Genomic DNA, 12,969 nt, shown 5'->3' with positions numbered 1-12,969 from the left:
ATACGGATGCAGGCGGAAGGAATGACGAATGGCAGTGCTGACCGCGGGACGTCCCCTGGCATTGAAGGGGGTGATCTCTTCGCAGAAGTCGACTTCGGGCGCGGTAGCCTGGGCGGTGGAAGCTATCGAAGGGATCAGCGTGACAGAAGCCAGCAATCCCGTCGCTCCAGTAGACGACGAGAAGGCGATCGCGGAGCAGAGGGCAGCCGAGACCGGTGTGCAGTTGACCGAGCGCTTCGAGCGCGACGCGCTGCCGATGCTCGATCAGCTCTACGGCGCGGCGTTGCGGATGACGCGGAACCCTGCCGACGCCGAGGACCTGGTTCAGGAGACGTTCGTGAAGGCCTACTCGGCTTTCCGGTCGTTCCGTGAGGGTACGAACCTGAAGGCCTGGCTGTACCGGATCCTCACCAATACCTACATCAACTCCTACCGCAAGAAGCAGCGCCAGCCCGCTCAGTACCCCACCGACGAGATCAGCGACTGGCAGCTCGCTGCGACCGCCGAGCACACGTCGACAGGACTGCGCTCCGCCGAGGTGGAGGCGCTGGACGCGTTGCCGGACGACGACATCAAAGCGGCATTGCAGTCCCTTCCCGAAGAGTTTCGGATGGCCGTCTACTACGCCGACGTCGAAGGCTTTCCGTACAAGGAGATCGCCGAGATCATGGGAACTCCCATCGGAACGGTGATGTCGCGGCTGCATCGCGGACGGAAACAACTTCGAGGACTGCTGGCCGATGTGGCACGTGAGCGCGGATTCAACCGGGACGGCGCAGTCGACCGGCACGAGCAGGAGGTAGTCCAGTGACGGGCACCGGAAACACCGACGGAGACGAGCAGTTCGAGCGACTCGACTGCTCGGCGGTCATCGCGGATGTGTGGATCATGCTCGACAACGAGTGCGACGAGGCCAGCCGGACGCGCCTGCAGAAGCACATCGACGAGTGCGGGTCGTGCTTCGAGGCCTATGGAATCGAAGAAAAGGTCAAGAGACTGATCTCGCGCAAATGTGGAGGAGACCAGGCACCGGCCGGTCTCCGCGAACGACTGAGCGTCGAGATCCGCCGGACTGTTCTCACTCGGCAGACCGACTCCGAGTAGCCGAAGGCAGGGCGAACAACGGCCCACCTAGCGACGGACCCACCCGACGACGAGGGGCCGAGAAGCATCTGCTTCTCGGCCCCTCGCGGCTTGTGGCAAACCGTCAGCTGTTCGGACGTTTGCCGTGGTTGGCCTTGTTGCCCTTACGAGCACGCTTCTTACGTCCACGCTTTCCCATGATGGGCTCCTCTCGTTTGTTCACTACAGTCTCCCACGTGTGATTGGCTTACTGTGACGGGCCTGGTCTCCGGTGGGTGTCCAGCGCGGTTCGTGGTGACGTGAGAGAGGGGTTCGCCGATGTCCGAGGACGTTCGCGCGGAGATGGTGTCCACGGTGTTTCAGGTGGTCGTGGCCCGAGGCGACGCAGTCGAGGTGGGTGACACTCTGGTCATCCTGGAGTCGATGAAGATGGAAATTCCGGTGCTGGCCGAGACGGCGGGCACGGTCACGTCCGTGGACGTGGCAGTCGGAGACGTCATTCAACAGGGCGACCTCATCGCCGTCGTGTCCTGAGCCACGGCCGACCGAGTACTCGTGTCGACCCTCAGTGACCTGCTGGCCGAACACACCGACCTCCCCGGCGTTGCAGTCGACCACCTGCAACGTGTCGTGGGGGAGTGGCAGCTGTTGGCCGATCTCTCGTTCGCGGACGTGTTGTTGTGGGTCGGTACGGACGACGTGTCCAGCGGAACCGCCGACGTGCTGTGTGTTGCTCAGTGCCGGCCCACGACCGCGCCGACGGTGTTCACGCACGACATCGTGGGTACGGCGATCTCGGAGTCCGAGCATCCGGATGTGATGATTGCGCTGCAGCAGCAGGAGATCGTGCAGGGAGGCGTCCTGACGCGAAGCGAGAGCATTCCGGTGCGCTGCGGCGAGCACGTGATCGCGGTGCTCACGCGCGACACCAGCCCCGCCCAGCTTCGACCGCCCAGTGCGCTCGAGGTTGCCTACCGCGAGTGCGCCGACGACCTGTGTCTGATGATCAGCGAGGGGACGTTTCCCACACCGGAGGAGCGCACCGACGTGAACTCGTCTCCCCGAGCAGGCGACGGCTTCATTCGCGTGGACACCGAGGGACGGGTGGACTATGCGAGCCCCAACGCGCTTTCGGCCTACCACCGGATGGGACTGACGACGGAATTGTCCGGTCGAGACCTTGCGTCGGTCACTCGATCGCTGGTCACCGACCCGTTCGACTCACAGGAGGTTGCCGACCACATTCGGTCGTCCCTCAGTGGCAATGTGGGCCATCGTATGGAGGTCGATGCCCGCGGTGCCACCGTCCTCGTGCGCACTCTGGCGCTTCAGCCCCGTGGGCGGTCGGCAGGTGCTGCGGTGCTCGTCCGTGATGTCACCGAGGTGAAGCGACGCGATCGTGCGCTGCTCAGCAAGGACGCGACCATTCGGGAGATCCATCATCGGGTGAAGAACAACCTGCAGACCGTCGCGGCCCTGCTCCGGCTGCAGTCTCGCCGACTGGAGAACGAGGAAGCACGTACAGCGCTGGCAGAATCGGTCCGTCGGGTGACGTCCATCGCCGTGGTGCACGAAATGTTGTCCATGTCGGTGGACGAGGAGGTCGACCTCGACGAGATCGTCGACCGCTTGGTGCCGATAATGCTCGACATCGCGACCGTCAATCCGCGGGTCCGGGTGGCACGCGAAGGCAAGCTCGGGGTCTTCTCGGCAGAGCGAGCAACACCGCTGGTGATGGTGCTGACCGAATTGGTACAGAACGCGATGGAGCACGGTTTCGACGCCGGATCTGCCGGGGTGGTGAGAATCAGCGCCGACCGCTCCGCGAAATGGCTGGATGTGGTCATCCACGACGACGGGCGTGGGCTGCCGAGCGGGTTCTCGCTCGAGCGCTCGGACGGGCTCGGTCTACAGATCGTCCGCACTTTGGTGTCGGTGGAGCTGAACGGATCGCTCGGCCTTCATCCCGCAGCGAGCGGGGGGACGGACGCGATGCTCAGGGTTCCATTGGGACGACGCATTCCGAGACCATGATGGAAGGCTCGATGAACAGTGCGTTACGTTGTCCGGATCCCACAGGACACAGAAAAGCCCGGTGATCGCGTGAGCGAGTACCGGGCTTTTCCGCGTTGTCGTGTAGTGCGTCCTAGACGGAGCTACGTGCGCGCGTACGTGCGTTGCGTCGCTTGAGTGCACGGCGCTCGTCTTCACTCATTGCGCCCCATACTCCTGCATCCTGGCCGGATTCGAGTGCCCAGGACAGGCATTCAGCGGTGACGGGGCACCGAGTACAGACGACTTTGGCATCGGCGATCTGCGCGAGCGCCGGACCACTGTTTCCCACCGGGAAAAATAGTTCCGGATCTTCATCGCGACAAATTGCCTTGTGGCGCCAGTCCATCCTCTGCTCCTTACCGGGCGCCGAAGCGCCGTTTCGTTTCTCTTCTGTTCACGAGTGGGTAACCAATGTTTCCGCACTGTTGCTTGTGAATGCTTTCACGAACTCAGGTGAAGTCAAGGGATACGCGCGTGACCGTGGTCAAGCTCACTCTGTTAGGCTCGCTTTAGCCTTCTGCGCTCCTTTGTACCCCGAGCGGCCGGATTTCGCTCGTCTTTTCGCAGGAAACTGCCCTTCGGGCATCCCTGTGTACGAGGAACGACCGCGAATCACCTGGTCGGAGCGACTACTTCCAGCGCATCGGGTGTGGCGAAGAACTCGGCCTCCGTGCGCTCGCCCAGGTAGTCCCCATCCATTTGCAAGCCGACGGGCTCCGTGGAGGAAATGCGGACACTCGGAACGTCGTCGATCCGAATCAGCTTGCGCGACTTGGGTTCTGCTCCCTTGGCCAACAACTGCCGCGACACCCGAAGCGTGGGGAACAGGGCGGTCGAACGCATCGCGAACACACCGAGACCCGAATCGAAACCCGTGCCGGGATTGGTGTGCACAGGCCGCTCGTTCAAATAGGTCCACGGACTCGAATTCGACACGAATGCGTAGTGCACCCCGTCGAAGGAATTCTGCCCGGGAACCTCCACCGTCAACCGAGCCGGCCGACGCTTGTGCTTGAAGAACTCCTGTACCGCCGACCGCAGATACCGCGTCGCGGACACCGGCTTACCGTCCTTACGGCCGGCATCGATCGCCCGGCACACATCGGCATCCAAACCCATGCCCGCATTGAACGTGAACCAGCGATTGTCACAGTGGCCCAACCCGATCGTTCGCCGAGCTCGAGCATCGAGCAGGTCGATCAACTGATTCGTCGCCGCCACCGGATCTGCCGCGATACCGAGTGATCGCGCGAACACGTTTGCACTGCCGCCGGGAACGACGGCGATAGGCGGAATGGCCCCGATCGTCACCGCCTGCATCGACGTCGGTAACGGCACCCCGAGCAAACCGTTGATCACCTCGTTGACCGTCCCGTCACCACCGTGAACGATCACCAGACCCATGCCGTCCTCACGGGCACTGCGCGCGAGTTCCGACGCATGGTCGCGATGAGTCGTCTGCGCGACAGTGACACGAACACGACTCGCCAACGCATGGGCCAGCAGATCCCGAGCCGCAGCCGTCGTAGAAGTCGCATTGGGGTTCACGATCAACAGCGCACGCACGAGAACCAACACTATCGGGGTCGTTCCGCAGGCCTCGCTCCCGCCTCGCCTGGGTCGTTCCGCAGGCTTCACTCCCGCCTCGCCTGGGTCGTTCCGCAGGCTCCACTCCCGGGTCCTAGGCTGGTCGCGTGCCCACATCGACACCCGAGAACCTCAGTCCGCCGGCCACCTTTCGATCTGCCGGGGTCCTCGTCGCAGCACAAGGTGCGGCCTCGTTGATTGCCGCGTTCGTTCTACTCGTTCGGGCGGTCTCCGGCGAAGGAGACAACGCTGTCGCCAACGGGTACGGCACCGCCGGGTGGTTCGGCGTGCTGGGTGTCGGAGTCGGGGCTGCGGGCGTCGCACTCATCCTCGGCAAACGCTGGGGCAGGGCCATCGCCACCGTCGTGCAGCTGCTGCTGCTGCCCGTCGTCTGGTCGTTGTTGACCGGATCGCACCAGACCGTCTACGGCGTCGTTCTCGGCATCGTGGTGATCGGCGTACTCGTTCTGCTGTTCAGCCCGCCCTCATCGCGGTGGATGGCTGCCGAATACAGCGACGTCGACGACGAGCTCGGCTGAACCCGAACCGTCACCGCGCCGTCGCGGCCAACTCGGCCAACGCATCCGCGGTCAACCGGAACGTGGTCCACTCGTCCTGCGGCTGCGCACCCAAAGATCGGTAGAAGCCGATCGACGGGGTGTTCCAGTCCAGAACCGACCAGGTCAACCGCGTGTAATCGTGGGCGACGCACTCGGCAGCCAACGCGGCGAGCAAACCTCTTCCGAAGCCTCCTCCCCGTGCGGCGGGCTGTACGTAGAGGTCCTCCAGGTAGATACCGTTGACGCCGTCCCACGTGGAGAAGTTCAGGAACCAGAGTGCGCACCCCACCACGACGCCATCGTGCTCGGCGACGTGCGCGAACACCGACGGCCGTTCGCCGAACAGCGCAGAACGAAGGTGCTCGTCACGAACGGTGCACAGAGACGACGACTTCTCGTACGCAGCGAGCTCGTGGACCAAACCGGTGATAGCGGGAACATCGGCCTCGGTGGCGCGGCGGATCATCGACTGCCTTCCTTCCGAGCGGACGCTGCGGTCAGGATCGAAGGGTGCACGTTGTGGGCGACGAGCTGGCGGAACGAATGCTCGAAGCCGAGCAGCGAATACGCAGCAGGTGAGAGCGCAAACCGCTTGCCCTCGGTGATCGGAGCCTCGGTCCAGCCGGCGATGAGTGCGCGGGAGAAGTGGCCGTGACCGACCAACACGACGTCACGGTCACTCAGCAGCGGTAGGACGACCGAGAGCACCAGCTCCACCCGCACGGCGATGTCACCGATCGACTCTCCACCGGGACAGGGATGCGTCCACACGGTCCAATGCGGAACCGTCTCGTGGATCTGCGTCGACGTGATGCCCTCGTACTCCCCGTAGTCCCACTCCGACAACGCATCCCACGTTCGGTCGACATGCAGGCCTGCTAGGTCGGCGGTTCTACGGGCGCGCTCCCTCGGGCTCGAGATCACCATTGGATCGCGCAATTTCAGCAGTTGCAGCAGTGAGCCGGCGTCGACAGCCTGTTGTTCACCGACGCTCGTGAGAGGGACGTCGGTGCTTCCTGTGTGTTTACCGGCCAAGGCCCATTCGGTCTCCCCGTGCCGTAGGAGGACAACTCTGCCGGCCTCGACGCCGCCGTGTGTGGTCATGGACACGATCATGCCCGTAGCCGTGATGTGGCCTTTGTCATAGGCACCCTGGATATGTGTCCGAAAATTCCATTGAGTACAGACCTACCGGCCGGTTACCCTCACTTGAATCTTTGCCGCCGTGCGCCTGCGTTCCGACCCCTTCGCGCGGCCTCGGCACGCCTCGTAGCTTTCGATCACCGATCTGGAGAACAATGACCGACCTGAGCAAGCCCGCGGCGACCGATGCACCGCAGAAGCTCGACGGAGCGCTGTTGAAAATCGCCGGCGTCGTGGTACTCGGCGCGATCATGTCCATCCTCGACGTCACTGTCGTCAGCGTGGCTCTCCGGACATTCACCGACGTGTTCGACACGACGTACGCCAACGCCGCGTGGACGATGACGGGCTACACGCTCGCGCTGGCAACCGTCATACCCCTGACCGGGTGGGCCGCCGATCGTTTCGGAACCAAACGCCTCTACATCACCGCGCTCGTGCTGTTCGTGCTCGGTTCGGTGCTGTGCAGCTTCGCCTGGGACATCACCTCGCTCATCGTGTTCCGGGTGCTGCAGGGACTCGGCGGCGGCATGTTGATGCCACTGGGCATGACGATCATGACCCGCGCTGCCGGTCCCGAGCGCATCGGGCGGGTGATGGCCGTGCTGGGTGTTCCGATGCTCATCGGTCCCATCGCAGGACCCATCCTCGGCGGCTGGTTGATCGAGGCAGCGAGCTGGCACTGGATCTTCCTGATCAATCTGCCGATCGGCATCGTTGCGCTGGTTGCTGCCGTGGCTATCTTCCCCAAGGACAACCCGACTCCGTCCGAATCCTTCGACTTCCGCGGCATGCTGATGCTTTCGCCGGGTCTGGCACTGTTCCTCTACGGCGCGTCCTCGGTCGTCGAGACCGAAACCGTGCTTGCTGTGAAGGTGCTGGCTCCGGTCCTCGTCGGCCTGGTGTTGATCGTCCTGTTCGTCTTCCACGCACTCCGTGTGGAGCACCCGCTGATCGATTTGCGATTGTTCGGGAACCGATCGCTGTCCGTAGCCGTGATCACCACGACGCTGTTCATGGTGGCCTTCATGGGCGCGGGTCTGCTGTTCCCGAGTTACTTCCTGTTGCGCGGCGAATCGACTCTGTCCGCTGGGCTCCTGCTCGCCCCGCAGGGCATCGGTGCGATGATCGCGATGCCGATAGCGGGTGTGATCGCCGACAAGACCGGCCCCGGCAGAATCGTGCTCGTGGGCATGGTGCTCATCACCGCGGGCATGGCAGTGTTCACTCAGGTGGGTACGAGCACGTCCTACACGTTGCTGATCGGTGCTCTGTTCGTCATGGGCCTCGGCCTCGGTTCGACGATGATGCCGATCATGACGGCGGCCTTGCAGACACTGACCGACGAAACCGTCGCTCGCGGCTCCACCTTGATGAACATCGTTCAGCAGGCCGCCGGCTCGATCGGTACCGCCCTGATGTCGGTGGTGCTGACCGCTCAGCAGAAGCCCGCACTGACCGCAACCAACCAGGCCGATGCGTTCGACATCTCGGCCAGAGCTTTCGGTACCACCTTCATGGTTGCCTTGGTTCTGATCGTCGCCACGTTCGTTCCCGCATTCTTCCTGCCCCGAACCAAGCACGTGAGCGAGGGGGCACCGGCACCGATCGTCCTGCACTGACGCGCCCGAGAGGTGCCGAACTCTCGCTCATCCGCAAAATGTAGGCAAGGATCAAAGCCGTGACGACAATTCTTGCGGTAGCGAATCAGAAGGGCGGCGTGGCCAAGACCACCACGGTCGCCTCGCTCGCAGCAGCGCTGCACGCGCTCGATCGACGCGTCCTGGTGGTCGACCTCGACCCGCAAGGCTGCCTGACGTTCTCTCTCGGGCACAACCCCGACAAGCTCGATTCCTCCGTACACGAGGTGTTGACCGGGGACGCCAAGGTGGAGGACGTGCTGATCGAGACAGCGGAAGGAATCGTCTTGTTGCCGGCCACGATCGATCTCGCCGGTGCCGAAGCGCTACTGCTGATGCGGGCGGGTCGCGAATTCGCACTCAAGCGCGCGCTCGCTCCCATACTCGACGACTTCGATGTCGTCGTCATCGATTGCCCGCCGTCGCTGGGGGTGCTGACCCTCAACGGGCTCACCGCCGCGCAGTCGGTGTTGGTGCCTCTGCAGTGCGAAACCCTTGCCCATCGGGGAGTGGGGCAGCTGTTGCGCACGGTGTCCGAGGTGCAGCAGATCACCAACCCCGACCTGACGCTGCTCGGTGCGCTCCCCACATTGTTCGATGCTCGCACCACCCACAGCAGGGACGTACTCGGCGATGTCTCCGACCGATATTCGCTTCCGGTCCTCGCGCCGCCGATCCCGCGGACCGTTCGCTTCGCCGAGGCCAGCGCATCGGGCGCGACGGTACTGTCGGGGCGAAAGAACAAGGGCGCGCAGGCGTATCGAGAACTGGCCGAGAATCTGCTGGCGCACTGGAACGACGGAGCCGAGCTGAAGACCTACGATCCGGCTGTGTAGCGCCGGGCGAACGACGGCCTGATCAGCCCAGAGCGACCACGTCGTCACCGCGCTGCTCGACGATCACGTCGCCGATGACCGACGTCTGTACCGGACCGACGTAGTCGCCTCGGTCGACGGGTATGTCGTCGATCGATATGCCGGTGGCGAGATCGACCACCGCGATACCGTCGGCCACGGGGACGAGCAGTCGGCCGGCCATGACCGCTCCGCTTCCGAGGGCTCCAGGGATGGACCACACGGGAGACAAGCCGGTCGAATCGAGCGCCTGGACACCGGCACCGGTGAACCAGGTGAACAACGAACCTGCCTTCGTCGCAGGCGAATTCGGTGAGTTCTGCTCGGGGGAGAGGTTGGAAGCCAGGTTGTATTCGGATATCCGCGAAGCCGTGTCGTCGTAGAGTCCGATTCGATCGGGCGCGCCGTTCTCGGCGGGAAGGTACAGCGCGACAACGTTTCCGGTGACGGCAACGATACGCCCGGCAGTGGGGGAGTCCGGCCCGACAACGAGTTCGGGGACCACCGTCGACCCGTACTCCTCGGGTTCGCTCGCGTCCTTGGGTGCAGGGTTGATCAGCGACAAGCGCGCAGCCGCTTCACCCGGGCACTGCTCCAGCACGGCTGTCCGCGAGTTCGTCGAGGCCGAGGACAGCAGGGTGCATCCGGTTCTCGGCTGACTACCCGGATTGACCGGGGCGTCCACTCGGCCGTACTCGAGGGTGCGGACCATGTCCGAGCGCCACAACTCCATGCGGGTGTCGCCCCTCGACGTCACGTAGGTGCCGTCCGACGACAGGCGAACCGCTTCGTCGGCGTCGGAGGTGCGTTGCGCCTTGCGCTGCCCGGTGGATCCGTCGAGTTCGGTCACCTGGGAGCAACCGCGATCGTCGCGGTAGACGGCGACTGCCGTGTTCCACGCCGAGACCACCGAGCACAGCGGGAGATCGCGTGTGTACGACCAGGACTGCTCACCCGACCGCGGATCGCGGCCGAGGACGGAGCCACCGTCGGCAGTCACCACAGTGGATCCGGCGACGACGGGAGCCGGAGTACGCGTCGAATCCGTTGCTGCGCTCGGCGCGCGCCACAATTCGGTGAGGGCTGTGGGCACCGATGCTGCCGGCTCGGGCTGAGGCAGCGGCTCCGCGGCCGAAATCGACGTGGTACCGCGGGCATCGCCGGTCAACCAGGCGATGCTCGCGGCCACGACCACCACAACTGCGATGACGGCGGCGACGACGAGGTCGGTTCTCGTTCGACGTTCTGGAGCCAACACGAAGGGAGACTACTCCGAAGCGCTCGCAGTCGACGGTCCGGCATCGGCCGAGGATCCACTGGAGCGGCGGCGCCTGCGGCGGCGCGGGGCAGTCTTGGTGGCGGTGTCGGTGGATGCCGTATCGGTCGTATCCGATTGTCCGACAACCGAAGTCGCAGCAGATGGGGAATCGTTCGACGTCGCGTCGGAGCCTGCGGTGTTGTCGCCGCCCTGCCCTCCACGAGTGCGACGGCGACTGCGTGAGCGGCGGGGCTTGGTCGCCGCCGACGCCGCGTCGGCGGCAGGCGCTGCCGTGTTCGTCTCGCTGTCCTCCTCTGCCTTCTCCGGAGCACGCGAGGGTGCTTTGCGCACAGTGCCGGTGGCGTCCGTAGCGATACCGAGGTCGGTGAACAGGTGCGGCGAGCTCGAATAGGTCTCGACCGGATCCGGCATGCCGAGATCGAGTGCTTTGTCGATCAGCTGCCAGCGGGGGATGTCGTCCCAGTCGACCAGGGTGACTGCGATGCCGGTGCGTCCGGCACGGCCGGTGCGACCGATGCGGTGCACGTAGGTCTTCTCGTCCTCGGGGCACTGGTAGTTGATGACGTGGGTGACGTCGTCGATGTCGATACCGCGTGCAGCGACGTCGGTGGCCACCAGGACGTCGATCTTGCCGGTGCGGAACGCTTTGAGCGCTTTCTCGCGTTGGACCTGACCGAGGTCACCGTGAACGGCACCGACCGAGTAGCCGCGCTCGGCCAGCTCGTCTGCGACCTTCTGAGCGGTGCGCTTGGTGCGAGTGAACACCATCGTCGCGCCGCGGCCCTCGGCCTTGAGGACCTTGGCGACCATCTCGACCTTGTCGAGTGCGTGTGCCCGGTAGACGTGCTGGGCGGTGCGGTCGTGGACGGCGGAGGACTCCGCTTCTTCGGCCCGGATGTGCGTCGGCTGCGTCAGGAACGTGCGCGCCAGTGTGATGATCGGGCCGGGCATCGTGGCAGAGAACAGCATCGTCTGACGCTTGTCGGGCACCATGCCGAGGATGCGTTCGATGTCGGGAAGGAACCCGAGGTCGAGCATCTCGTCGGCTTCGTCGAGAACCAACACGCCGACTTTGCCGAGAATCAGGTGGTTCTGCTTGGCGAGATCGAGCAGACGGCCGGGGGTTCCGACGACGACGTCGACCCCGTTCTGCAGTGCACTGATCTGAGCCTCGTACGGGCGGCCACCGTAGATGGAGAGCACCTTGACGGGTCCATTGGCACCGCTGAGGTACTTGGAGGCGTTCTCGAGATCGGAGCTGACCTGGACACACAGTTCGCGGGTCGGAACGATGATCAAGGCACGCGGAGTGCCGTCGAGCGGGGTGGTGCCGGAGTTGTCCGTGGCGAGCCGGTGCAGAAGTGGAACACCGAAGCCGAACGTCTTGCCCATGCCGGTACGTGCCTGACCGATGAGGTCGTCGCCCGCGATGGCGAGTGGCAGTGTCAGCTCCTGGATGGCGAAGGTGCGCTCGATTCCCATCTCGGAGAGAGCACGAACGATGGCCGCGTCGACGTTCAGTTCCGCGAACGTAGGAGGTACATGGGTGTCGTCCAGTTGAGCCGACAACGTCGTGTCGCCGGTCTCGGATTCTTGGTCGATGACTATCTTGCTCAGGGGACTGGCCTTCCTCGTGTTCGAACGCGCGCACAGGAAGGGCACAGGCCTATTGCCGGCCGAAGTCGATGCCCTCAATCCGATGTGATGTCGCCGTCAGCCTCAGCGCGGCCACGGACTGCGATGTCCGCTGCGGCGAAGCTGTCGAGGCGACCCGGATCAGGTGCGCGCACATTATCGATGACCATCACGTGTTCTTCGGTCCGTTCCATCGGTCCGCGAGCGACGATCGAGCACCATGGTAGCTTGCCGAGCCGAATTCACCATCGTCGGCCGGTCACGGCAGGTACGACGCGCTCCGCGGCGGGGCGTCTCGCACGGGACTACGATTGCCATCCATGGGAGCCCACTCGCCGGAGTCGTCGTCGTCCATAGATGCATCCACCACGCTCGTCGAGTCGGACGAGCCGGCCATCGCGCACGATCACCCGGGAGTCCCGGACTTGTTCGCGGTCCTCGCCTACGGCGAGATCTCGGCCTTCTATCGCCTGGCCGAGGATGCGCGAATGGCTCCGTCGATGGAGGGGCGCGTGGCCCTGGCCAGCATGGCGGCGGCGGAGATGAGTCACTTCGAGACGCTGCAGCGAGCGTTGTCCGTTCGGGGTCTCGACGTGTATGCCTCGATGGCTCCGTTCGTGCGTGCTCTGGACGAGTACCACGCATCGACCACTCCGTCGACGTGGTTGGAGTCCCTGGTCAAGGCCTACGTGGGCGACGGTATCGCCGCGGACTTCTACCGGCAGATCGCGCACAGCCTCGATCCCGACGTCGCAGAGATCGTGCGAGACGTGCTGGCCGAGACCGGACATTCGGAGTTCGTCGTCCACGAAGTATCCGAGCGGGTTCGGGCGAGCTCGCAGGACAAGGCGCGGCTGATGCTGTGGGGGCGCCGTCTGCTCGGCGAAGCCATCACCCAGGCGCAGTTCGTGCTCGCACAGCGCGAGTCGTTGACCGATCTCGTCATCACCGCCTCGGGCGACCTCAACGGAGTGGTCGCACTGTTCGATCGGATGCAGGAACAGCACTCGGAGCGGATGTCCTCACTCGGCCTGGACTGACCCGTCCGGCACCGGTGTTCGCTGACAGCACAGGGCGTCGGGCGGCTGGGCCGATCCCGCTGCACTAGCCTGGCGTGAGCAGAGTTGTCGAGA

Annotated in this window: 15 protein-coding genes; 8 read left to right on the top strand and 7 right to left on the bottom strand. The window is 64.4% G+C overall.

The features are described from left to right. Nucleotides 1–28 precede the first annotated feature (28 nt). Both O4220_RS09710 and rsrA read left to right on the top strand, forming a co-directional pair. Nucleotides 29–811, top strand: a complete 783-nt coding sequence (locus O4220_RS09710) for a sigma-70 family RNA polymerase sigma factor (RefSeq protein ID WP_269603453.1) — start codon at nt 29–31, stop codon at nt 809–811. Next, nucleotides 808–1,104 (top strand): mycothiol system anti-sigma-R factor, encoded by a 297-nt coding sequence (rsrA, locus tag O4220_RS09705; RefSeq protein ID WP_269603451.1) that lies wholly within the window; start codon nt 808–810, stop codon nt 1,102–1,104. The genes O4220_RS09710 and rsrA overlap by 4 nt, the downstream gene beginning before the upstream one ends. A gap of 103 nt (nt 1,105–1,207) precedes the next feature. On the opposite strand, the gene O4220_RS27900 is transcribed toward rsrA, so the two are convergent. Then, the gene (locus tag O4220_RS27900) at nt 1,208–1,282 is read right to left on the bottom strand and encodes a 50S ribosomal protein bL37 (protein ID WP_370878772.1); all 75 of its coding nucleotides are present in this window, start codon (nt 1,280–1,282) and stop codon (nt 1,208–1,210) included. Nucleotides 1,283–1,401: 119 nt separating this feature from the next. Here O4220_RS27900 and O4220_RS09700 point away from each other — a divergent pair, with 119 nt between their 5' ends. Both O4220_RS09700 and O4220_RS09695 read left to right on the top strand, forming a co-directional pair. After that, nucleotides 1,402–1,617 (top strand): biotin/lipoyl-binding carrier protein, encoded by a 216-nt coding sequence (locus tag O4220_RS09700; protein WP_008717734.1) that lies wholly within the window; start codon nt 1,402–1,404, stop codon nt 1,615–1,617. Nucleotides 1,618–1,638: 21 nt separating this feature from the next. Then, on the top strand, nt 1,639–3,117 hold the full coding sequence (locus tag O4220_RS09695) for a sensor histidine kinase (protein ID WP_269603449.1): 1,479 nt from the start codon (nt 1,639–1,641) through the stop codon (nt 3,115–3,117). A gap of 112 nt (nt 3,118–3,229) precedes the next feature. On the opposite strand, the gene O4220_RS09690 is transcribed toward O4220_RS09695, so the two are convergent. Beyond that, nucleotides 3,230–3,484 carry a WhiB family transcriptional regulator gene (locus tag O4220_RS09690; RefSeq protein WP_032366305.1) on the bottom strand — a complete coding sequence of 85 codons (255 nt, stop codon included), beginning with the start codon at nt 3,482–3,484 and terminating at the stop codon, nt 3,230–3,232. Between the two features lie 266 nt (nt 3,485–3,750). Next, on the bottom strand, nt 3,751–4,704 hold the full coding sequence (locus O4220_RS09685) for a diacylglycerol/lipid kinase family protein (RefSeq protein WP_269603447.1): 954 nt from the start codon (nt 4,702–4,704) through the stop codon (nt 3,751–3,753). Between the two features lie 128 nt (nt 4,705–4,832). On the opposite strand from O4220_RS09685, the gene O4220_RS09680 reads away from it, so the two are divergent. Beyond that, the gene (locus tag O4220_RS09680) at nt 4,833–5,264 is read left to right on the top strand and encodes a hypothetical protein (RefSeq protein WP_269603445.1); all 432 of its coding nucleotides are present in this window, start codon (nt 4,833–4,835) and stop codon (nt 5,262–5,264) included. A 10-nt stretch (nt 5,265–5,274) separates the two neighbouring features. Here the strand turns inward: O4220_RS09680 and O4220_RS09675 are convergent, their stop codons facing one another. After that, nucleotides 5,275–5,751, bottom strand: coding sequence for a GNAT family N-acetyltransferase (locus O4220_RS09675; protein WP_269603442.1), 477 nt, complete (start codon nt 5,749–5,751; stop codon nt 5,275–5,277). Next, nucleotides 5,748–6,389, bottom strand: a complete 642-nt coding sequence (locus tag O4220_RS09670) for an acid phosphatase (protein WP_269603440.1) — start codon at nt 6,387–6,389, stop codon at nt 5,748–5,750. Before O4220_RS09670 ends, O4220_RS09675 begins: the two co-directional genes overlap by 4 nt. Before the next feature lie 194 nt (nt 6,390–6,583). Between O4220_RS09670 and O4220_RS09665 the strand changes: the two genes are divergently transcribed. Continuing rightward, complete coding sequence (locus tag O4220_RS09665) at nt 6,584–8,050, top strand: DHA2 family efflux MFS transporter permease subunit (protein ID WP_269603437.1); 1,467 nt, start codon at nt 6,584–6,586, stop codon at nt 8,048–8,050. A gap of 59 nt (nt 8,051–8,109) precedes the next feature. Next, nucleotides 8,110–8,904, top strand: coding sequence for a ParA family protein (locus O4220_RS09660; protein ID WP_032376913.1), 795 nt, complete (start codon nt 8,110–8,112; stop codon nt 8,902–8,904). Nucleotides 8,905–8,926: 22 nt separating this feature from the next. On the opposite strand, the gene O4220_RS09655 is transcribed toward O4220_RS09660, so the two are convergent. After that, nucleotides 8,927–10,180: a hypothetical protein gene (locus O4220_RS09655; RefSeq protein ID WP_269603433.1), complete on the bottom strand. Its 1,254-nt coding sequence runs from the start codon at nt 10,178–10,180 to the stop codon at nt 8,927–8,929. Nucleotides 10,181–10,189: 9 nt separating this feature from the next. Further along, entirely contained in the window at nt 10,190–11,863 is a 1,674-nt protein-coding gene (locus tag O4220_RS09650; RefSeq protein WP_269603431.1) for a DEAD/DEAH box helicase, read from the bottom strand. Between the two features lie 293 nt (nt 11,864–12,156). On the opposite strand from O4220_RS09650, the gene O4220_RS09645 reads away from it, so the two are divergent. Further along, entirely contained in the window at nt 12,157–12,876 is a 720-nt protein-coding gene (locus tag O4220_RS09645; RefSeq protein WP_269603429.1) for a ferritin-like fold-containing protein, read from the top strand. Nucleotides 12,877–12,969 lie beyond the last annotated feature (93 nt).

The organism is Rhodococcus ruber, assembly GCF_027270735.1.
GTDB classification, from domain to species: Bacteria; Actinomycetota; Actinomycetes; order Mycobacteriales; family Mycobacteriaceae; genus Rhodococcoides; species Rhodococcoides rubrum_A.
The sequence above is the reverse complement of the archived record's forward strand: the minus strand, read 5'-3'. Positions and strand labels throughout refer to the sequence as shown.

Coding starts and splice junctions, on each gene's coding strand:
- O4220_RS09675 (WP_269603442.1), bottom strand. CDS start 5,751: ATGATCCGCCGCGCCACCGAGGCCGATGTTCCCGCTATCACCGGTTTG.
- O4220_RS09665 (WP_269603437.1), top strand. CDS start 6,584: ATGACCGACCTGAGCAAGCCCGCGGCGACCGATGCACCGCAGAAGCTC.
- O4220_RS09710 (WP_269603453.1), top strand. CDS start 29: ATGGCAGTGCTGACCGCGGGACGTCCCCTGGCATTGAAGGGGGTGATC.
- O4220_RS09690 (WP_032366305.1), bottom strand. CDS start 3,484: ATGGACTGGCGCCACAAGGCAATTTGTCGCGATGAAGATCCGGAACTA.
- O4220_RS09670 (WP_269603440.1), bottom strand. CDS start 6,389: ATGACCACACACGGCGGCGTCGAGGCCGGCAGAGTTGTCCTCCTACGG.
- O4220_RS09645 (WP_269603429.1), top strand. CDS start 12,157: ATGGGAGCCCACTCGCCGGAGTCGTCGTCGTCCATAGATGCATCCACC.
- O4220_RS09700 (WP_008717734.1), top strand. CDS start 1,402: ATGTCCGAGGACGTTCGCGCGGAGATGGTGTCCACGGTGTTTCAGGTG.